Here is an 18,102-nt window from a genome sequence, read left to right on the forward strand (position 1 = left end):
GAACTGAAACATCTCAGTACCCGGAGGAAAAGACATCAACCGAGATTCCGTTAGTAGTGGCGAGCGAACGCGGACCAGGCCAGCGCCTGGGATATAGTTAGCAGAACGCTCTGGAAAGTGCGGCCATAGCGGGTGACAGCCCCGTATGCGAAAATGATATTCCAGGACTTGAGTAGGGCGGAGCACGTGAAACTCTGTCTGAACATGGGGGGACCACCCTCCAAGCCTAAATACTCGTACATGACCGATAGTGAACCAGTACCGTGAGGGAAAGGTGAAAAGCACCCCGATGAGGGGAGTGAAACAGTACCTGAAACCGGATGCCTACAAGCAGTGGGAGGGTCCTTGAGACCTGACCGCGTACCTCTTGCATAATGGGTCTGTGACTTAGTGTATCAAGCAAGCTTAAGCCGTTAGGTGTAGGCGCAGCGAAAGCGAGTCTGAATAGGGCGACCATGAGTTTGATGCATTAGACCCGAAACCCGGCGATCTATGCATGACCAGGTTGAAGGTGCGGTAACACGCACTGGAGGACCGAACCGTTCAATGTTGAAAAATTGTCGGATGAGTTGTGCTTAGGGGTGAAAGGCCAATCAAGCCGGGAAATAGCTGGTTCTCCGCGAAATCTATTGAGGTAGAGCGTCGGATGATTGCCGTTGGGGGTAGAGCACTGGATGGTTGCGGGGGTCGCGAGATCTACCAATACTAACCAAACTCCGAATACCAACGAGTTTAGTCCGGCAGACAGACGGCGGGTGCTAAGGTCCGTCGTCAAAAGGGAAACAGCCCTAACCTACAGCTAAGGTCCCCAAGTCATCACTAAGTGGGAAAGCATGTGGGATTTCCAAAACAACCAGGAGGTTGGCTTAGAAGCAGCCATCCTTTAAAGAAAGCGTAACAGCTCACTGGTCTAAATAAGAGATCCTGCGGCGAAGATGTAACGGGGCTAAAGTGATGCACCGAAGCTTAGGGTTCAGTCTTTGACTGAGCGGTAGCGGAGCGTTCCGTAGGCCGTTGAAGCGGAAGGGTAACCGACCGTGGAGGTATCGGAAGTGCGAATGCAGACATGAGTAGCGATTAACAGTGTGAGATGCACTGTCGCCGAAATTCCAAGGGTTCCTGCTTAAAGCTAATCTGAGCAGGGTAAGCCGGCCCCTAAGACGAGCCCGAAGGGGGTAGTCGATGGGAACCACGTTAATATTCGTGGGCCTGGAGGTGTGTGACGGATGGCGTAAATGGTCTGGGCTTATTGGATTGCTCCAGGCTGTGAAGTTGTCCCAGGAAATAGCCCCTCCGTATAGACCGTACCCTAAACCGACACAGGTGGAATGGTAGAGTATACCAAGGCGTTTGAGAGAAGTATCCTGAAGGAACTCGGCAAATTGCCTCCGTACCTTCGGAAGAAGGAGGCCCCATATATGCGCAAGCACTTATGGGGGGCACAGGCCAGGGGGTAGCGACTGTTTAGCAAAAACACAGGGCTCTGCTAAGTCGGCTTCAAGACGACGTATAGGGCCTGACGCCTGCCCGGTGCCTGAAGGTTAAGAGGAGGAGTGCAAGCTCTGAATTGAAGCCCAGGTAAACGGCGGCCGTAACTATAACGGTCCTAAGGTAGCGAAATTCCTTGTCGGGTAAGTTCCGACCTGCACGAATGGCGTAACGACTTCCCCACTGTCTCCAGGATATGCTCAGCGAAATTGAATTCTCCGTGAAGATGCGGAGTACCCGCGGTTAGACGGAAAGACCCCGTGCACCTTTACTGCAACTTCAGAGTGGCATTAGGAAAGAGCTGTGTAGCATAGGTGGGAGGCTTTGAAGCATCGACGCCAGTTGATGTGGAGCCATAGGTGAAATACCACCCTGCTGTTTTCTGATGTCTAACCTCGTACCGTTATCCGGTACAGGGACCCTCTGTGGTGGGTAGTTTGACTGGGGCGGTCGCCTCCTAAAGAGTAACGGAGGCGCGCGATGGTGGGCTCAGGACGGTTGGAAACCGTCTGTTAGAGTGCAATGGCATAAGCCCGCCTGACTGCGAGACTGACAAGTCGAGCAGAGACGAAAGTCGGTCATAGTGATCCGGTGGTCCCTCGTGGAAGGGCCATCGCTCAACGGATAAAAGGTACGCCGGGGATAACAGGCTGATGATTCCCAAGAGCTCATATCGACGGAATCGTTTGGCACCTCGATGTCGGCTCATCACATCCTGGGGCTGGAGCAGGTCCCAAGGGTTTGGCTGTTCGCCAATTAAAGTGGTACGTGAGCTGGGTTCAGAACGTCGCGAGACAGTTTGGTCCCTATCTGCCGTGGGCGTCGAAATTTGAGAGGAGTTGACCCTAGTACGAGAGGACCGGGTTGAACATACCTCTGGTGTACCTGTCGTCACGCCAGTGGCGCAGCAGGGTAGCTATGTATGGACGGGATAACCGCTGAAAGCATCTAAGCGGGAAGCCTCCCTCAAGATAAGATTTCTTAGGACCGTGGAAGACCACCACGTTGATAGATCGGATGTGGAAGTGCGGTAACGCATGAAGCTAACCGATACTAATTGTCCTATTCGCGCTTAAGAGTCCCACCATCAACGACAGCACTGGTTATCAGCGCATGTCAGCGACGGTCGGTTGTTAAGCCAGCCCAGATATAGCTTACAAACATACAAACCCGCCTGTTGGCAGGTTTGAACCCAACAAACCCGCCTGTTGGCGAGGTTTGCACCCAATATGTGCACGGCATCGATTATAACCCCCTTATATGCGCCCGCTTCATTGCTTGGTGACCATAGCGTCTGTGACCCACCCGATCCCATCCCGAACTCGGCCGTGAAACCAGTCTGCGCCGATGGTACTATTGCTCAAGCACTGGAAGAGTAGGGCGTCGCCAGGCATTGAAGCGCGCGCATATATCGGACACACAAAACCCATTCACTTTGTCGTTAGCGACCTCTGGTCGCGCCTCTGGCGCGGGATGGAGCAGCCCGGTAGCTCGTCAGGCTCATAACCTGAAGGTCGTAGGTTCAAATCCTACTCCCGCAACCACAGGTCGCATACACGCCACCGCAGCCCACGACAGCAGTCAGGCAGTCCCCCTGACTGCCTTTTGTGCCGCCGTCTCATCAGGCTCATAACCTGAAGGTCGCAGGTTCAAATCCTACGCCTGCAACCAACGTAAAAGACTTAGCGAACGCAGTGAGCTTAGGCTTTGCGTTGCCCCGGCGAACGCCGGGATCCACAACACCACATACAACCCCGCCCAAAAAGCGGGTTTTTTATTATTCACAATCCGCAAGAGACAGGTTGGGAGGCGGCCGCCTCCCAACCACCCGATCACCGGTCAGCCCCTTCCAGTTGCCGACTGAAATACACCATCTGCATCGCCTGCAATCGCGCGCCCTGCGCGATATCCGCGTCGCCCGAATGGCCGCCTGCCGTATCCTCATAGAAATAATAGGGCAGTCCATAATCCTTCAGCCGCGCCGCGAACTTGCGCGCATGCTGCGGCCCGACCCGGTCGTCCTTCGTCGTCGTCCAGATATAGGGCGTCGGATATTTCACACCCCGCCGGATGTTCGCATAAGGCGAGATCGTCTGCAGAAACGCCTTTTCCGCCGGCACCGACACGCTGCCATATTCATCGACCCAGGATGCGCCCGCCGCAATCTGCTCGTAACGGATCATGTCGAGCAGCGGCACCTGGATCGTCACCGCGTTCCACAGGTCGGGATGCTGGTTGAACTCCACCCCCATCAACAATCCGCCATTGGACCCGCCATAAATGCCGAACCGCCGCGGCGACGACAATTTCCGCGCGAAGATATCCTGCGCCACCGCCGCGAAATCATCATAGATGATCTGCCGCTTGGTCTTCAGCCCCGCCTCATGCCAGGCCGGGCCGAACTCGCCGCCGCCGCGGATGTTCGCCAGCACGAAACTATTGCCGCGCTCCAGCCACAATTTGCCGGTGATCGCGGCATAGCTGGGCGTCATCGGTATTTCGAAACCGCCATAGGCCGTCATGATCGTGGGGGTCGACCCGTCGAGCTTCATGTCCTTGCGATGGACGATGAAATAGGGGATTTTCGTCCCGTCGGTCGATGTCGCTTCGAACTGGTCCACGACCAGCCCGGCGGCGTCGAAGCGCGCGGGCATCGCCTTCACCTGGCGCGGCACTGGGTTGGCGGCGTCCAGCGTCCACAAGGTCGTCGGTGCCAGAAAGCCCGCCACCGACAGATAGGCCATATCGCTCTTGTCGGTCGCACTCGCGATCGAGATGGTCGCGTTGTCCGGCAGCGTCACCGGCGTCGTCGTCCATCCGCTCGCGGCCCCGCTCTTCCCTGGCGAAAGCACCAGCACCCGCCCACGCACATTGTCGTTGATCGCCAGGATGACGCGGTTCTTCGTCGCCGCCACGCCGTCGATCGACTGGCGCGCATTGGGCGCGAACAGGATTTGCGGCTTCAATGTCTCGCCGGATTCCAGCGCCTTCAACGGCACCGCCGCCAGCGACCCCGACGGCACGGTCACGCCGCCGCTGGTCCACGCCTCGCTCGTCTGGATCAGCACCTGGCCCTGCACCATGCCCTGTAACTGGCTCTTGGCGGGGAGGGGCAGCCGCTTCACGCCACCGTTCGTCACCAGATAGGTCTCGTTGCCGAAGAAGGTGACGCCGCGATAGAGAAAGGCCGCCCGATTGCCCGCGCCGTCGGACAGCAGCGTCGGGAAGGTGCCGACCTGATCGCTCGCCGCGCCACGGTAGATTTCCTGCGCTTGCTCCAGCGGCTGCCCGCGCTTCAATGTCTTCACCACGAACGGATAGCCCGACACCGTCATGCTGTCCTTCCCCCAATCGCGGGCAATCAGCAGCGTATCCTTGTCGAGCCAGGCCTCATTCTGTTTGGAGGTGGGAATGTCGAACCCGTCCTTGACGAACGTCCCGCTCGTCAGGTCGAACTCGCGCAGCGTCACCGCATCTTCGCCGCCGTCCGACAGGTTGATCAGCGCCAATCGCTCGTCCGGGTCCAGGATGGTCGCGCCCTTCCACACCCATTTCTTGCCGTCCGCCTTCGACAGCGCGTCCAGGTCCAGCACCGTGGTCCAGCGCGGCGCGTCGGTCGCATAATCGGCCTCGCTGGTGTAACGCCAGATGCCCTGCGGATGATCGGCATCGCGCCAGAAATTATAGACCCGGCCATGGATCAGCATCGGCATCGCGATCCGGTCCTTGGCCGAAGCGATCGCCAGCGCATCCTTGAAATAACCGGCATAGCGCGGATCGCCCTGCAGCGTTGCGACCGTCGCCTTATTCTCCGTCTCCACCCACTGCATCGCGCGCTGGCCGGTCCAATCCTCCAGCCAGACGAACGGATCGTCAGCCGGGGCAGGGGCGGGGGCCGGAACAGGGGCAGGGGGCGCACCCGCGCCGGTCAGTATCGCAGCAGTCACCAACAATATAATCCTCTTCATTCCATCTTCCCCCTGGACAGGCCCAAACGCCCCTGCCGGTATCGCCGCCGCAACAGCGCGCCTGCAATCAGCAGGGGTAACGCACCCAGCATCAACAGGCTCCCGATCAGGCTGGGCGACCAGCCCCACAGGCTGTGCAGGCCAAAGGCGGAAGGCGCGACCAGCAGCAGGAACCCCAAAGTCAGCAACCACAACCCCCAGCGGCGCGGCCGCACCGCCACCATGCGCATTTCATGACGCCACGCCTTGCGGCCAGCCTTGGTGGAAAGATCGGGGGGCAGATGATCGAACATATGGTGCTGGACCTTGTGCCGTTTCGTCCTTATCCTGTCCAGCATCCCCGGGGGACCGCTCACAGGCGGTTGAGAGGTGGCTGTTGTGGCCACGACCCGTTGAACCTGATCTGGTTGAGACCGGCGTAGGGAGGGAACGGCTTGTCTAACCCGCAGACCGCGCCCGCCCTCCGTCCCTGACAAGAGACGAAAGAGAGGCGGCCCATGGACACTATTGCCGTTCTGACCCTGCGGTTGGCCGAAATCATCGGTCTGTATCTGATCGTCATCGGCATCGGCGGCGTCGCCAATCCGCCGCGCTGGCGCAGCGTCATGGACGATCTCAATCGATCGCCCGGCCTTGTCATCACGTTGGGGTTCGCGGTCTTTGCGGTCGGCGGCACGCTGGTGCTGATCCACAGCGTCTGGACCGATCCGCTGGCCGTCATCGTCAGCCTGATCGGCTATGTCGCCCTGATCGAAGGGGCGACGCTGCTGGCCGTGCCCGGCCCGCTGATCCGCATTGGCCACTGGTCCACCGGTTTCATCCGCACCTGGGCGCTGATCGCCCTGGCGCTGGGCCTCTTCCTGTTCCTTGCTGGCCTGACCGGCCGCGCCACTATTTCCGTCTGAAAGGTATCCTCATGGCAGATGTCCCCGCCCGCACCGAAATGCGCGTTACCACTGGTCCCATCCGTGGGTCGAAGAAGATCCATGTCGGCCCGCTGAAGGTCGCGATGCGCGAAATCCATCTGGAGCCGGGCAGCGGCGAACCGCCCGTCCGCGTCTATGACACGTCCGGTCCCTATAGCGATCCCGACGCGCGCATCGACATCATGGCGGGCCTGCCCGCGCTGCGCCGGGACTGGATCATGGCGCGCGGCGATGTCGAAGATTATGCCGCGCGGGAGATCAAGCCGGAGGATAACGGCCTCAAAGGCCCCGACCGCAGCGGCGGCGTCCAGCCCTTCCCGAACCTGGTCAAACGCCCCCTGCGCGCCAAGCCCGGCGCCAACGTGTCCCAGATGCACTATGCCCGCCGCGGCATCATCACCCCGGAAATGGAATATGTGGCGGAACGCGAGAATCTCGGCCGCGCCCGCCTCGCCTCCTATGTCCGCGACGGCGAGAGTTTCGGCGCGGCGATCCCCGACTATGTGACGCCCGAATTCGTCCGCGACGAAATCGCCCGCGGCCGCGCCATCATCCCCAATAATATCAACCACCCCGAATCCGAGCCGATGGCGATCGGCCGCAATTTCCTGGTGAAGATCAACGCCAATATCGGCAACAGCGCCGTCGCGTCCGACGTCGCCTCCGAAGTCGACAAGCTGGTCTGGTCGATCCGCTGGGGTGCGGACACCGTCATGGACCTGTCCACCGGTCGCAACATCCACGACACGCGCGAATGGATCCTGCGCAACTCGCCGGTGCCGATCGGCACCGTCCCCATCTACCAGGCGCTCGAAAAGGTCGGCGGCGTCGCTGAAGACCTCACCTGGGAGATTTTCCGCGATACGCTGATCGAACAGGCGGAGCAGGGCGTCGATTATTTCACCATCCATGCGGGCGTCCGCCTGGCTTACATCCCGATGGCGGCCAAGCGCGTCACCGGCATCGTGTCGCGCGGCGGCTCCATCATGGCGAAATGGTGCCTCGCCCATCACAAGGAAAGCTTCCTCTACGACCATTTCGACGACATCACGGAGATCATGAAGGCGTACGACATCGCCTACTCCCTGGGCGACGGCCTTCGCCCCGGATCGATCGCCGACGCCAATGACGAAGCGCAATTCTCCGAACTCTACACGCTGGGCGAACTGACCCACCGCGCCTGGAAACAGGATGTGCAGGTGATGATCGAAGGGCCGGGCCATGTGCCCATGCACAAGATCAAGGAAAATATGGAAAAGCAGCTGCAGGTCTGCGGCGAAGCGCCCTTCTATACCTTGGGGCCGCTCACCACCGACATCGCGCCGGGCTATGATCATATCACGTCGGGCATCGGCGCAGCGCAGATCGGTTGGTACGGCACCGCGATGCTCTGCTACGTCACGCCCAAGGAGCATCTGGGCCTGCCCGACCGCGACGACGTAAAGGTCGGCGTCGTCACCTACAAGCTGGCCGCCCACGCCGCCGATCTGGCGAAGGGCCACCCCGCCGCCCAGGTCCGCGACGATGCGCTCAGCCGCGCCCGCTTCGAATTTCGCTGGCGCGACCAGTTCAACCTGAGCCTGGACCCCGAAACCGCCGAACAATATCACGACCAGACGCTGCCTGCCGAAGGCGCGAAAAGCGCCCACTTCTGCTCCATGTGCGGCCCCAAATTCTGCTCGATGCAAATCAGCCAGGAAGTCCGCGACTTCGCCGCCAAGCAGAATCAAAGCGTCGAAGGCTTCATCGCTACCGGTCCTACCGGGGCAGAAACCGCCGCCGCCAGCAAGGCCGCCGCGCTCAAGGGCATGGAAGAGATGAGCAAGGTCTTCAAGGACAGCGGCAGCGAACTCTATATGGGCGCTGGCGGGCGGGAGCATGATTAAGAGCTAGCCCCTGAAGCCGTCGGTCATGTCTTGGACGGCGCAATAGCCTATGCGATAGATGGTCGGCCTCATGACAGGGGATATGCTGATGCCGACCATCTTCCGCCTCGATGGGTATCGCTTTTACTTCTACAGCCATGAACCGAACGAGCCGCCCCATGTCCATGTCGATAAGGGCGGCTCTTCGATGAAAGTCTGGCTCGAACCGGTGGCGATGGCAAAGAACACCGGCTTTCGCTGATCGGAGATCAATGACATAATAGCCATGGTGGCAACGCATCGCAGCCGGTTGCTGGAGGCATGGCGTGAATATTTCGGCTAGAATCACCGACGAGCGCGTGGCCGACGTCCGCTGTGACGAGGACAGTCTGGTCGTCGATCTGATGGACGGCCGCACCATTTCCGTCCCGCTGGCATGGTATCCTCGCTTGGCGCAAGCCACATCTGCCGAGCGTTCTCATTGGGAAGTAGCAGGTGGCGGCTACGGCATCCATTGGCCGGACATTGATGAGGATTTGAGTACGGAGGGTTTGCTCAGAGGTGCGCCAGCGACAAGGCGGTAAGCAATGCCGCGAGGTTCGACCATAATCCCGCATTGATACGACCGTGCTGTAATGTTATAACCCCCGTATGAACATGCCCCTCAAAATCATGAAGATCGGCAACAGCGCCGGGTTGATCCTGCCCAAGGAGTTGCTGGCCCATCTTAACGCCGCTGCCGGGGATAGCCTCTCCGTCGTCGTCACCCCCCGCGGGATCGAGCTTTCGACTGCCGAACCGGATTTCGACGCGCAAATGGCGGCCGCGCGCGACGTGATGGCGCGGCGCAAGCGGGCGCTGCAAGAACTCGCGAAATAATGCCGCAGGATGATTGGGTCTGGGTCACGCTGGCCGTGGCGATGGCCGCCCATGCCGAACAGATCGCCGAACATGGCGGCGGCGGCGACGCCCTGCGGGATCGCGGCTTGTTCGAAAGCGCCATGGCGCGGCCGCAGCAACTGGCTCATTATGGTGATCCCGACGCCGCCGCGCTGGCCGCCGCCTATGCCTATGGCCTCGCGCGCAACCACCCGTTCGTTGATGGCAACAAGCGGATCGCGGCGGTAGTCAGCGAAACCTTCCTGCTGCTGAACGGCTACAGCCTGAATGCGACCGACGCCGAACTGGTGGTCGCCTTCCTTGAACTGGCGGCGGGTTCACTCGCGGAAGACGAACTGGCCGACTGGTTCCGCCAGCATCTCGCGCCCGCTGCCTGACCCCTTTCCTATTCGGCCATCCTCTGATCTATCCTGATGGATGGACCAGCCGCCTCTCCCCAATCCGCCCACCGGCCCCGCCCCGAAACGCCGCGCCCGCTGGACGCCCGCGCTGCAGGCGTCCTTTCTCGGCACCTTGTTGCAGACCGGCAGCGTCCGCCACGCCGCCCGCGCCGTAGGTCTGTCGCCGTCCAGCGCGCATCGGTTGCGCCGCCGCCTCGCAGGCACCGACTTCGACCGCAATTGGGCGGAGGCGCTGATGCTCTACGACCAACTGATGACCCGGCCCTTATCAATGGACCACGGCGCGCTCGCGGCCAAACCGACAATAGGAAGCGGCGCTTCGGGGGTGCGTCGGTGACGCTTCGGGCGCGCCTTGCGGACGCTTCGCGAGCGCTTCGCGCCGAAAAGCCCCGCAACGGTGTGAACTTCGGCCCCGCCGCGAAAGCGGCTGCCCTATCCCTGCAACAGCACCACGCTGCGCCGCTTCTTCCATTCGATGGATATGCCGATCCGCTGCTCGATCCGGCCGTCCCAGTCGGTCGCCAACCTCTGCGCTTTCAGCGCGGCGACGATGCGATGGCCGATCGCGACCGCGGCGTCCTCGCCCTGTGCGCACGCGCCATAGTTGAGATAGAGGCCGTGGCCTTCCACGGCGGATTCGGTGTCCTGCATATGGAAAAAGGCATAGCCTTCCACCGCTACGCCCTCATTCTGCGCCGCTTCGATCTCGTCCCAGATTTCGGACGCGCCGCATGTGCCACAGCAAGTGAAATTCTGCCGCGCGACGATGCCGTCCTCTTCCAGCGCGGCAAATGCGGCATCCAGCCGGTCGCAATCGGTCAGGTCCGGCCATGATTGCTCGGCGGCGCGATGCTCCGCCAGCGCGGCGCGCAACGCCGCCGACGCCTCAATGCGCAGCGTCGGTCGGGGCAATTCCTCCTCGAACACGTCATTGGCGTTGGTCAGGACGGCATCATCATCGAAAAATCCGCTGGCGACATCGCGGCGGACCAGATCGCGCAGCGCCGCCACCGGATCATAGCTGGGCGCCGGGGTTTTTGTGGCGATATCCTCGCGCGCGCTGTCCGTCCTGGTTCCGAAAATCCGATTCCACAAAGACCCTAACATGCGGCTGCCTGCCTCCTGCGATGCGTAGCGACACCCTATCATGCCCCGCCTCGTGCCAAAGGGAAAGGGCGCAAGCGATGCTTTGTTCCCTGCCGATGACGGTTCGATCTTCCCATCCAAAGGCGTCGTCGTCGGCCGCGCCATTGGATTGCCGCGCCATTACGCCTACATAGCGCCCGATGCCCCCCGATACCGCTTCTTCCGCGCCGATCCCGCCCGTCTGGGCGACGCTCCGCCGCTTCCTGCCCTATCTCTGGCCCGCCAACTCCGCTGCGCTACGCCGCCGGGTCGCGCTCGCCATGGGGCTGGTGCTGCTGGCAAAGGCGGTCAGCCTCGCCATGCCCTTCGCCTATAAGGCGGCGATCGATCGGATGGCACCGGGGATGGAGCCGGCCGTCGGCCTCGCCATGGCGCTGGTTGCGGTTTATGCGGGCGCGCGGTTCAGCGGCGTGTTGTTCGACAATCTGCGCAACGCCGTGTTCGAAAAGGTCGGTCAGGAAGCGGGGCGGCGGCTGGCCGACGATGTATTCGTCCATCTCCACCGCCTGTCGCTGCGCTTCCATCTCGACCGTCGCACCGGCGCGGTGACGAAAATCGTGGAGCGCGGGACCAAGAGCATCGACACGATGCTCTATTTCCTGCTGTTCAACATCGCGCCGACCGTGCTGGAACTGGTCGCCGTCTGCGTCATCTTCTTCGTCAAGTTCGGCGCTGGCCTGGTCGTTGCGACCGTGGTCATGGTGGCGCTTTATATCCTCTTCACCCGCACCGTCACCGAATGGCGCAACCAGCTGCGCCGCGACATGGTGGACATGGACACCAACGCGGTCGCCCATGCCGTCGACAGCCTGCTCAATTTCGAGACGGTCAAATATTTCGGCGCCGAACAGCGCGAAGCCACCCGCTACGGCACATCGATGCGCCGCTATGCCCATGCGGCGGTCAAGAGCGAGAACAGCCTCGCCTGGCTTAATATCGGCCAGTCGCTCATCACCAATCTGATGATGGCGGGGGCGATGGCCTATACCGTCTGGGGCTGGAGCCGGGGGCAATTCACCACCGGCGACGTGGTGCTGGTCAATACATTGCTGTCGCAACTGTTCCGCCCGCTCGACCTGCTCGGCATGGTCTATCGCACCATCCGCCAGGGGCTGATCGATATGGAGGCGATGTATAAGCTGATCGACACGCCGCAGGAGATTGCCGACGCCCCCGATGCCCGAGATTTGCAAGCCCGCGGCGGGGAAGTACGCTTCGACCATGTGCGTTTCGGCTACGATCCGGAACGCGAAATCCTGCACGATGTCAGCTTCACCGTGCCCGCGGGCAGGACGCTGGCAATCGTCGGCCCGTCCGGCGCGGGCAAATCCACCATCGCCCGCATCCTGTTCCGCTTCTACGACATCCAGTCAGGCCAAGTGTCGATCGACGGGCAGGATATTGCCCAGGTCACGCAACAGTCGCTGCGCGCCGCCATCGGCATCGTGCCGCAGGACATGGTGCTGTTCAACGACACGGTCGGCTATAATATCGGCTATGGCCGTGAAGGCGCGACCCAGGCGGAAATAGAAGCGGCGGCGAAGGCCGCGTCGATCCACGACTTCATCCTCAGCCTGCCCAAGGGCTACGACACCCGCGTGGGCGAACGCGGCCTCAAATTATCGGGCGGCGAAAAGCAGCGCGTCGCCATCGCGCGTACCTTGCTGAAAGACCCGCCCGTGCTTGTGCTGGACGAAGCGACCAGCGCTTTGGACAGCCGCACCGAAACCGAAATCCAGACCGTGCTGCGCGACATCAGCCGCCAGCGCACGACCCTGGTGGTGGCGCATCGCCTGTCGACGGTGGTCGATGCCGACGAAATCGTCGTGCTGGACAAGGGAACGATCATAGAGCGCGGACGCCATGCCGACCTCGTCCGTGCCGATGGGCTTTATGCATTGATGTGGGCGCGGCAAGCGCAGGAGCGGGAGGATGTGCCGAGCGAACCGGGGATCGAGGATATATTCGAGGTCGCGACGCCCCACTGAGCCTTGCGCTCAGAGGGGCGTCACCGGATCAATTATGCGTCGTCACCGTCGTCGTCGTGCGTTCGGCTACGGCGGCGCGCGGTGCGGTGCGGGTGGTCTTGCGCACGACCTTGCGCTTGGGCGCGGTGGTGGTGCGCGATGCGGTCTGCACCGCCTTGGTCGTTTCGGTCGTCACCGTGGTGGTGGCGGGCTTGGCCGCAGCCGCAGCGGCCGCATTGCGGGCGGCCTGAGCGTCCGCCGCGGCCGAAGCGGCAGCCTGCTCCGCCACATCGGCGCGGGCATTGGCGGCGTCGGCCTGCTGCTGCGCGTTTACCGTGGCCTGCGTCTGCATCTGGGCATTGGCATCGGCGCGCTGCTGGCCTTCACCGATGGCGGTGTCGGCATTGGCCTGCGCTTCCAGCGCGGCGCTGATCGCCTTCTGCTCCTTGCCGCTCTTCAACGCTTCCTGCGCCAGCCGCAGCGACGCCTGGGCGCGGGCGATCAGTTCGGGGGAAGGATTGAGCTTGGAAGCCGCCTCGATCTTGCCCTTGGCTTCGGCGATGGCGGCGAGCGCACGCTCTTCGTCACCGGCAAAGGCGGGGGCAGCGCTGAAGGCAAGCGCGGAAGCCGCAAGCAGGCCGCCAAGGCTGGTCTTGAAAATCTTGTTCATATGTCTCTCCCATCACAATTGATGACGGGCCGGAAACGTTCGCCTTCTGCCCTAGGTTCCTTTATCTGGGGTTCAGGAACGGCGCGGCGACCTCTGTCGGCACCCGCATCAACCGCCCCGATTGCTTGTCGATCATTGCCCAGGTGGACCGCGCCGACACCTTCACCTTGCCGTCCGATCCGGCGAATTCGATCAACCGGTCGAACCGCGCCCCGCGTGGCGGATCAGGTATCCAGGTTCGCGCCGTCACCGTCTCCCCCACGGTCACATTGCCGCGATAGTCGATCTCATGCCGCGTCACGACCCAGATATAGGCATCGACATGGGCCGGATCGGCATCCTGCGTCCAATGCTCGACCGACACTTGTTCCATCCACTGGACCCACACCGCATTGTTCACATGGCCCAGCACATCGATATGCTCGGGCAAGGCTGTGATCTGCTTGGTGAAGGATGCGGCCATTATCCCGCTACCCCCAATTGCCACAGGATAAACGCAAACTCCTCCGCCGTCTCATGCAGGCTTTCGAACCGCCCCGACTTGCCGCCATGGCCCGCGCCCATATTGGTCTTGAGCAGCAGGATATTGTCGTCGGTCTTGGTCGCCCGCAGCTTCGCTACCCATTTGGCCGGCTCCCAATAGGTCACGCGCGGGTCGTTCAGCCCCGCCGTCACCATCAGCGGCGGATAATCCTGCGCGATGACATGGCTATAGGGGTCATAGCTTTGAATGGTATGGAATGCGGCTGCATCCTCGATCGGATTGCCCCATTCGGGCCATTCGCCCGGCGTCAGTGGCAAGGTTTCGTCCAGCATGGTGTTGAGCACGTCCACGAACGGCACATGCGCCACCACAGCGCCCCACAGGTCGGGATCGCTATTGATCACCGCGCCCATCAACTCACCACCGGCCGACCCGCCCGAAATGCTGATCCGGCCCTTGCTGGTATAGCCAAGGTCGATCAGCCCCTTCGCCACGTCCACGAAATCGGTGAACGTATTGACCCGCTTGTCCAGCTTCCCGTCCAGATACCATTGCTGGCCCAGATCGTCGCCGCCGCGAATATGCGCCAGCGCAAAGGCAAAGCCGCGATCGAGCAGCGACAATCGACTGGTCGAAAAGCCCGGCTCCATCGCCAGCCCATAGGCGCCATAGCCGTAAAGATGCAGCGGCGCGCTGCCGTCGCGGGGCAGGTCGGCGGGATAGACGATCGACACCGGAATCTGCGTACCGTCGCGCGCCGTGATCATCAACCGCTCGGTCGCGTAGCGGCTTGCGTCATAGCCCGACGGGATGTCCTGCATTTTGAGCACGTCCAGCGCCCCGGTCGCCAGGTCATAATCATAGATGGTGTCGGGCGTCACCATCGATTCATACCCTATGCGCAGCTTCGTCACGTCATATTCGGGATTGTCGTCCAGCGACGCGGAATAGCTCGCTTCGGGGAAGGGGATGCGCTTGGGCCTATGCGTCGCATAATCGCGCAGTTCGATCTGGTCCAACCCGTCCTGCCGCCCTTCGGTGACGTAGAAGGCCTTAAACAGCGTGAAGTCGGTCAGGTAGAAATGATCGTCGGGTGCGATCACTTGCGTCCACTGGTCCGGTGCATCCAGCGTCGCCTTGACCAGCCGGAAATTGGGATGGACGTCATTGGTCTTGATGTAGAGCGTGCCCTCATGCTCATCGACATCATATTCGCGGCCCGGCTTGCGCGCCGCGACCAGCAGCGGCTGGGCGGTCGGGTCGTCGGACGGGATCAGCCAGGCTTCGCTGGTCACATGGTCGCCGGTGGCGATGACGATATATTTTTCCGAAGAGGTGAGGCCGATCGAAACCCGAAACCCTTCGTCATCCTCATGGAACAGCTCGACATCGCTTGCCACATCCTGGCCCAGCCAGTGCAACCGGGCGTTGTCGGTCCGCCAATTTTCGTTGGCCAGGCCGTAAAGCAGCCCCTTGCTGTCCGCCGTCCACACCAGCGACGACAAGGTGTCGGGGATCACCTCGGGCAGGATGTCGCCCGAAAACAGATCCTTGATCCGCGCTTCGAACCGTTCCGACCCGTTGATGTCGATCGCATAGGCGAGATAGCGGCCATCCGGGCTGACCGACATCGCGCCCAGCCGGAAATAGTCATGCCCCTCCGCCAGCGCCGGTTCGTCCAGGATCAGCTGGTCATCGCCGCCCGCGACGGGCCTGCGATACCATTTGCGATATTGCGCGCCGGTTTCGAAAGCCCGCCAATAGACATAGTCGCCATCCTTTTGGGGAACCGACTGGTCGTCTTCCTTGATCCGCCCCTTCATTTCCTGGAACAGCGTGTCGAGCAGCGGCTTGTGCGGCGCCATCGCCCCGTCAAACCAAGCGTTTTCCGCCTCCAGATAGGCCAACACATCCTTGTCCTTGACGTCGGGATAACCCGGATCGCGCAGCCATGCATAAGGATCGTCCACCGTGACGCCATGATGCGTGAAGCTGTGCGCGCGACGGTCGGCGACGGGGGGCAGGGAAGGGGGCTGCATGTGATCGGTCATTAACTATCCATGGTCCAGACGGGGCATGCGCTGGAATAAGCGCGCGCTCCCCTCTATGTTGTCGCCATTATGGCCGACGCAAGAGGCCCGACATGATCCAAGGGAATAGTGATGTCCAGTTATGAAGACCGCCTGAAAGCCCTGCGCGCGCAATTGGTGCGCCAGACGCTGGACGGTTTCGTGGTGCCGCTGACCGATGAGCATATGAGCGAATATGTCGGCGCCTATGCGCAGCGGCTCGCCTGGCTGACCGGATTCCAGGGGTCTGCGGGCAGCGCGGTGGTGCTGCCGGAGGAAGCGGCGATCTTTGTCGATGGCCGCTACACGCTGCAAGTGCGCGAGCAGGTGGACGGCGCTTATTGGCAATATGAAAGCGTGCCGCAGACCTCGATCGCCGCTTGGCTGAAGGATCACGCGCCGCAGGGTGGGCGGATCGGCTATGATCCCTGGCTCCATACCCGCGCCTGGGTGAGCCAAGCGACGCAGGCGCTGGCTGAAAAGGGCGCGGAACTGGTCGCGGTGGACTCCAACCCGATCGACGCCGTCTGGCCCGATCGTCCGGCGCGCAGCGACGCCCGGCTGGTGGTGCATGAAGATCGTCATGCCGGTCAGTCGGCGGCGGAAAAGCGTGCCGCCATGGCCGACTGGCTGACCGGGAAGAAGGCCGACGCGGTTGTCCTTTCCGCCCTCGATTCGATCGCCTGGACCTTCAACATCCGCGGCAAGGATGTGGATCGGACCCCCGTCGCGCTCGCCTATGCCATCGTCCATGCGGACGCGACCGCCGATCTCTATGTCGCGCCGGAAAAGATGGATGAGGCCGTCGCCCAGCATCTGGGCAATGCGGTGCGCGTCCATGACGGTGTGAACTTCGCCGCCGCGCTCCAGGATTTCGCCGGAAAGACGGTGATCGCCGACCCGGAACGGGCGGTCGCCGCGATCTTCAACGGGTTGGACGCGGGCGGCGCGACCGTGCTGCCGCTGCGCGACCCCGCCGTCCTGCCCAAGGCGATCAAGAACGCCACCGAAATCGCCGGGCACAAGGCAGCACAGGCTCGCGACGGCGCGGCGCTCAGCCGTTTCCTGCACTGGGTTGCGGTCGAAGCGCCCAAGGGTGGCCTGACCGAACTTTCCGCCTCCGACCGGCTGGAGGCTTTCCGCAAGGAGACCGGCCTGCTCGAAGACCTGTCCTTCGATACGATCAGCGGCGCGGGGCCGAACGGCGCCGTCGTCCATTATCGCGCGGAGGAAAAGACCAATCGCCCGATCGAATTGAACAGCCTCTATCTGGTCGATTCTGGCGGCCAGTATCGCGACGGCACGACCGATGTCACTCGCACCTTGGCGATCGGCACGCCGACCGACGAAATGCGCCGCCGCTTCACCCTGGTATTGAAAGGCCATATCGCGCTCGCCCGCGCGGTATTTCCCAAGGGGACGCGTGGCGGCCAGCTCGATGCGCTGGCCCGCCAATATCTCTGGGCCGAAGGGCTGGATTATGCCCATGGCACCGGCCATGGCGTGGGCAGCTTCCTGTCGGTCCATGAAGGACCGCAGCGCATCGCGACCTTCGGCGGCGGGGACGAACCGCTGGTGGCGGGCATGATCCTCTCCAACGAGCCAGGCTACTACAAGACCGGCGAATATGGCATCCGCATCGAAAATCTGGTGCTGGTGGAAGAACGCGATGTTCCGGGCGCGGAAAAGGCCATGCTGGGCTTCGAAACGCTGACCTACGCCCCGATCGACCGCACCCTCATCGCTACCGATCTGCTGAGCGGCGAGGAGCGCGCTTGGGTCGACACCTATCATACAGCGGTGCTGGACTTGGTCGGCCCGCAACTGGAGAGCGACGCGCTCGCCTGGCTCAAAGCCGCCTGCGCGCCGCTTTAAGGGTCAGTCCTTGGGATCTTCGGTGGGAGAGGGCGGTGTCGCCCCCTCCCGCGAAGCCTCCCGCGTCTGCGCCTTGCGCCGACGCAGATTGTCGCGCAGCGCCTGCGCCAGCCGTGTCTTTTTTTCGTCCTGCGTTTCAGCCATGGATGGGCTTAAGCAAAATGCGCCATCGGCCGCAACCCGCCTTGACAAGGACAAGCCGCGCGGCCATAGGCCCGGCTCCGCAGCGCGAGGCGCGCTATGGAACAGAAATAGAGTGCTGCCGTAGCTCAGTGGTAGAGCGCATCCTTGGTAAGGCTGAGGTCGTGAGTTCAATCCTCACCGGCAGCACCATTTCTCCCCA

At 62.0% G+C, this 18,102-nt stretch carries 16 protein-coding genes, 2 tRNA genes, 2 rRNA genes and 1 riboswitch (1 of these 21 running past the window's edge); of the genes, 13 read left to right on the forward strand and 7 right to left on the reverse strand.

Features of this window, described 5'->3' with window-relative positions; genetic code table 11:
• From U5A89_RS19600 to U5A89_RS19610, 3 genes are all read left to right on the forward strand, one after another.
• Positions 1–2,564, forward strand: a 23S ribosomal RNA gene (locus U5A89_RS19600); it begins 232 nt to the left of the window's first position.
• A 201-nt stretch (positions 2,565–2,765) separates the two neighbouring features.
• Positions 2,766–2,880: ribosomal RNA gene (gene rrf / locus U5A89_RS19605) — 5S ribosomal RNA — on the forward strand.
• A 75-nt stretch (positions 2,881–2,955) separates the two neighbouring features.
• Positions 2,956–3,032 (forward strand) — tRNA-Met (locus U5A89_RS19610).
• A gap of 288 nt (positions 3,033–3,320) precedes the next feature.
• On the opposite strand, the gene U5A89_RS19615 is transcribed toward U5A89_RS19610, so the two are convergent.
• Together U5A89_RS19615 and U5A89_RS19620 are read right to left on the reverse strand one after the other, a co-directional pair.
• A complete protein-coding gene (locus U5A89_RS19615) occupies positions 3,321–5,456 on the reverse strand; it encodes a prolyl oligopeptidase family serine peptidase (RefSeq protein WP_338162676.1) in 2,136 nt (711 codons plus the stop codon).
• Complete coding sequence (locus U5A89_RS19620; RefSeq protein ID WP_338162677.1) at positions 5,453–5,749, reverse strand: hypothetical protein; 297 nt, start codon at positions 5,747–5,749, stop codon at positions 5,453–5,455. Before U5A89_RS19620 ends, U5A89_RS19615 begins: the two co-directional genes overlap by 4 nt.
• Before the next feature lie 38 nt (positions 5,750–5,787).
• Positions 5,788–5,898: riboswitch (TPP riboswitch) on the forward strand.
• Positions 5,899–5,953: 55 nt separating this feature from the next.
• Between U5A89_RS19620 and U5A89_RS19625 the strand changes: the two genes are divergently transcribed.
• The 7 genes from U5A89_RS19625 (at position 5,954) to U5A89_RS19655 (ending at position 9,885) form a co-directional block, all read left to right on the forward strand.
• Positions 5,954–6,361 (forward strand): DUF2065 domain-containing protein, encoded by a 408-nt coding sequence (locus U5A89_RS19625; RefSeq protein ID WP_338162678.1) that lies wholly within the window; start codon positions 5,954–5,956, stop codon positions 6,359–6,361.
• Between the two features lie 11 nt (positions 6,362–6,372).
• Positions 6,373–8,268: a phosphomethylpyrimidine synthase ThiC gene (gene thiC, locus U5A89_RS19630; RefSeq protein WP_338162679.1), complete on the forward strand. Its 1,896-nt coding sequence runs from the start codon at positions 6,373–6,375 to the stop codon at positions 8,266–8,268.
• A 70-nt stretch (positions 8,269–8,338) separates the two neighbouring features.
• Positions 8,339–8,509 carry a DUF4160 domain-containing protein gene (locus tag U5A89_RS19635; RefSeq protein ID WP_338162680.1) on the forward strand — a complete coding sequence of 57 codons (171 nt, stop codon included), beginning with the start codon at positions 8,339–8,341 and terminating at the stop codon, positions 8,507–8,509.
• A gap of 64 nt (positions 8,510–8,573) precedes the next feature.
• Positions 8,574–8,831, forward strand: coding sequence for a DUF2442 domain-containing protein (locus U5A89_RS19640; protein WP_338162681.1), 258 nt, complete (start codon positions 8,574–8,576; stop codon positions 8,829–8,831).
• 67 nt (positions 8,832–8,898) lie between these two features.
• Complete coding sequence (locus U5A89_RS19645) at positions 8,899–9,126, forward strand: AbrB/MazE/SpoVT family DNA-binding domain-containing protein (RefSeq protein WP_338162682.1); 228 nt, start codon at positions 8,899–8,901, stop codon at positions 9,124–9,126.
• Positions 9,126–9,524, forward strand: a complete 399-nt coding sequence (locus tag U5A89_RS19650; RefSeq protein ID WP_338162683.1) for a type II toxin-antitoxin system death-on-curing family toxin — start codon at positions 9,126–9,128, stop codon at positions 9,522–9,524. The genes U5A89_RS19645 and U5A89_RS19650 overlap by 1 nt, the downstream gene beginning before the upstream one ends.
• 40 nt (positions 9,525–9,564) lie before the next feature.
• A complete protein-coding gene (locus tag U5A89_RS19655) occupies positions 9,565–9,885 on the forward strand; it encodes a LysR family transcriptional regulator (RefSeq protein ID WP_338162684.1) in 321 nt (106 codons plus the stop codon).
• A 95-nt stretch (positions 9,886–9,980) separates the two neighbouring features.
• Here U5A89_RS19655 and U5A89_RS19660 read toward each other — a convergent pair whose 3' ends face one another.
• Positions 9,981–10,655, reverse strand: coding sequence for a DUF6891 domain-containing protein (locus U5A89_RS19660; protein ID WP_338162685.1), 675 nt, complete (start codon positions 10,653–10,655; stop codon positions 9,981–9,983).
• A 179-nt stretch (positions 10,656–10,834) separates the two neighbouring features.
• Between U5A89_RS19660 and U5A89_RS19665 the strand changes: the two genes are divergently transcribed.
• Entirely contained in the window at positions 10,835–12,682 is a 1,848-nt protein-coding gene (locus tag U5A89_RS19665; RefSeq protein WP_338162686.1) for an ABCB family ABC transporter ATP-binding protein/permease, read from the forward strand.
• Positions 12,683–12,710: 28 nt separating this feature from the next.
• Here U5A89_RS19665 and U5A89_RS19670 read toward each other — a convergent pair whose 3' ends face one another.
• The 3 genes from U5A89_RS19670 to U5A89_RS19680 form a co-directional block, all read right to left on the reverse strand.
• Positions 12,711–13,331, reverse strand: coding sequence for a hypothetical protein (locus tag U5A89_RS19670; RefSeq protein ID WP_338162687.1), 621 nt, complete (start codon positions 13,329–13,331; stop codon positions 12,711–12,713).
• A 61-nt stretch (positions 13,332–13,392) separates the two neighbouring features.
• On the reverse strand, positions 13,393–13,794 hold the full coding sequence (locus U5A89_RS19675; RefSeq protein WP_338162688.1) for an acyl-CoA thioesterase: 402 nt from the start codon (positions 13,792–13,794) through the stop codon (positions 13,393–13,395).
• On the reverse strand, positions 13,794–15,866 hold the full coding sequence (locus U5A89_RS19680) for a S9 family peptidase (protein ID WP_338162689.1): 2,073 nt from the start codon (positions 15,864–15,866) through the stop codon (positions 13,794–13,796). The genes U5A89_RS19675 and U5A89_RS19680 overlap by 1 nt, the downstream gene beginning before the upstream one ends.
• A gap of 111 nt (positions 15,867–15,977) precedes the next feature.
• Here U5A89_RS19680 and U5A89_RS19685 point away from each other — a divergent pair, with 111 nt between their 5' ends.
• On the forward strand, positions 15,978–17,759 hold the full coding sequence (locus U5A89_RS19685) for an aminopeptidase P family protein (protein ID WP_338162690.1): 1,782 nt from the start codon (positions 15,978–15,980) through the stop codon (positions 17,757–17,759).
• Positions 17,760–17,762: 3 nt separating this feature from the next.
• On the opposite strand, the gene U5A89_RS19690 is transcribed toward U5A89_RS19685, so the two are convergent.
• A complete protein-coding gene (locus U5A89_RS19690; protein WP_338162691.1) occupies positions 17,763–17,903 on the reverse strand; it encodes a hypothetical protein in 141 nt (46 codons plus the stop codon).
• A 114-nt stretch (positions 17,904–18,017) separates the two neighbouring features.
• Between U5A89_RS19690 and U5A89_RS19695 the strand changes: the two genes are divergently transcribed.
• A tRNA-Thr gene (locus tag U5A89_RS19695) sits at positions 18,018–18,092 on the forward strand.
• Positions 18,093–18,102 lie beyond the last annotated feature (10 nt).

This window comes from Sphingobium sp. HWE2-09 (genome assembly GCF_035989265.1).
Lineage (GTDB): Bacteria > Pseudomonadota > Alphaproteobacteria > Sphingomonadales > Sphingomonadaceae > Sphingobium.

Coding starts and splice junctions, on each gene's coding strand:
- U5A89_RS19625 (WP_338162678.1), top strand. CDS start 5,954: ATGGACACTATTGCCGTTCTGACCCTGCGGTTGGCCGAAATCATCGGT.
- U5A89_RS19650 (WP_338162683.1), top strand. CDS start 9,126: ATGCCGCAGGATGATTGGGTCTGGGTCACGCTGGCCGTGGCGATGGCC.
- U5A89_RS19685 (WP_338162690.1), top strand. CDS start 15,978: ATGTCCAGTTATGAAGACCGCCTGAAAGCCCTGCGCGCGCAATTGGTG.
- U5A89_RS19690 (WP_338162691.1), bottom strand. CDS start 17,903: ATGGCTGAAACGCAGGACGAAAAAAAGACACGGCTGGCGCAGGCGCTG.
- U5A89_RS19665 (WP_338162686.1), top strand. CDS start 10,835: ATGCCCCCCGATACCGCTTCTTCCGCGCCGATCCCGCCCGTCTGGGCG.
- thiC (WP_338162679.1), top strand. CDS start 6,373: ATGGCAGATGTCCCCGCCCGCACCGAAATGCGCGTTACCACTGGTCCC.
- U5A89_RS19660 (WP_338162685.1), bottom strand. CDS start 10,655: ATGTTAGGGTCTTTGTGGAATCGGATTTTCGGAACCAGGACGGACAGC.
- U5A89_RS19645 (WP_338162682.1), top strand. CDS start 8,899: ATGAACATGCCCCTCAAAATCATGAAGATCGGCAACAGCGCCGGGTTG.
- U5A89_RS19635 (WP_338162680.1), top strand. CDS start 8,339: ATGACAGGGGATATGCTGATGCCGACCATCTTCCGCCTCGATGGGTAT.
- U5A89_RS19620 (WP_338162677.1), bottom strand. CDS start 5,749: ATGTTCGATCATCTGCCCCCCGATCTTTCCACCAAGGCTGGCCGCAAG.
- U5A89_RS19615 (WP_338162676.1), bottom strand. CDS start 5,456: ATGAAGAGGATTATATTGTTGGTGACTGCTGCGATACTGACCGGCGCG.
- U5A89_RS19655 (WP_338162684.1), top strand. CDS start 9,565: ATGGACCAGCCGCCTCTCCCCAATCCGCCCACCGGCCCCGCCCCGAAA.
- U5A89_RS19670 (WP_338162687.1), bottom strand. CDS start 13,331: ATGAACAAGATTTTCAAGACCAGCCTTGGCGGCCTGCTTGCGGCTTCC.
- U5A89_RS19680 (WP_338162689.1), bottom strand. CDS start 15,866: ATGACCGATCACATGCAGCCCCCTTCCCTGCCCCCCGTCGCCGACCGT.
- U5A89_RS19675 (WP_338162688.1), bottom strand. CDS start 13,794: ATGGCCGCATCCTTCACCAAGCAGATCACAGCCTTGCCCGAGCATATC.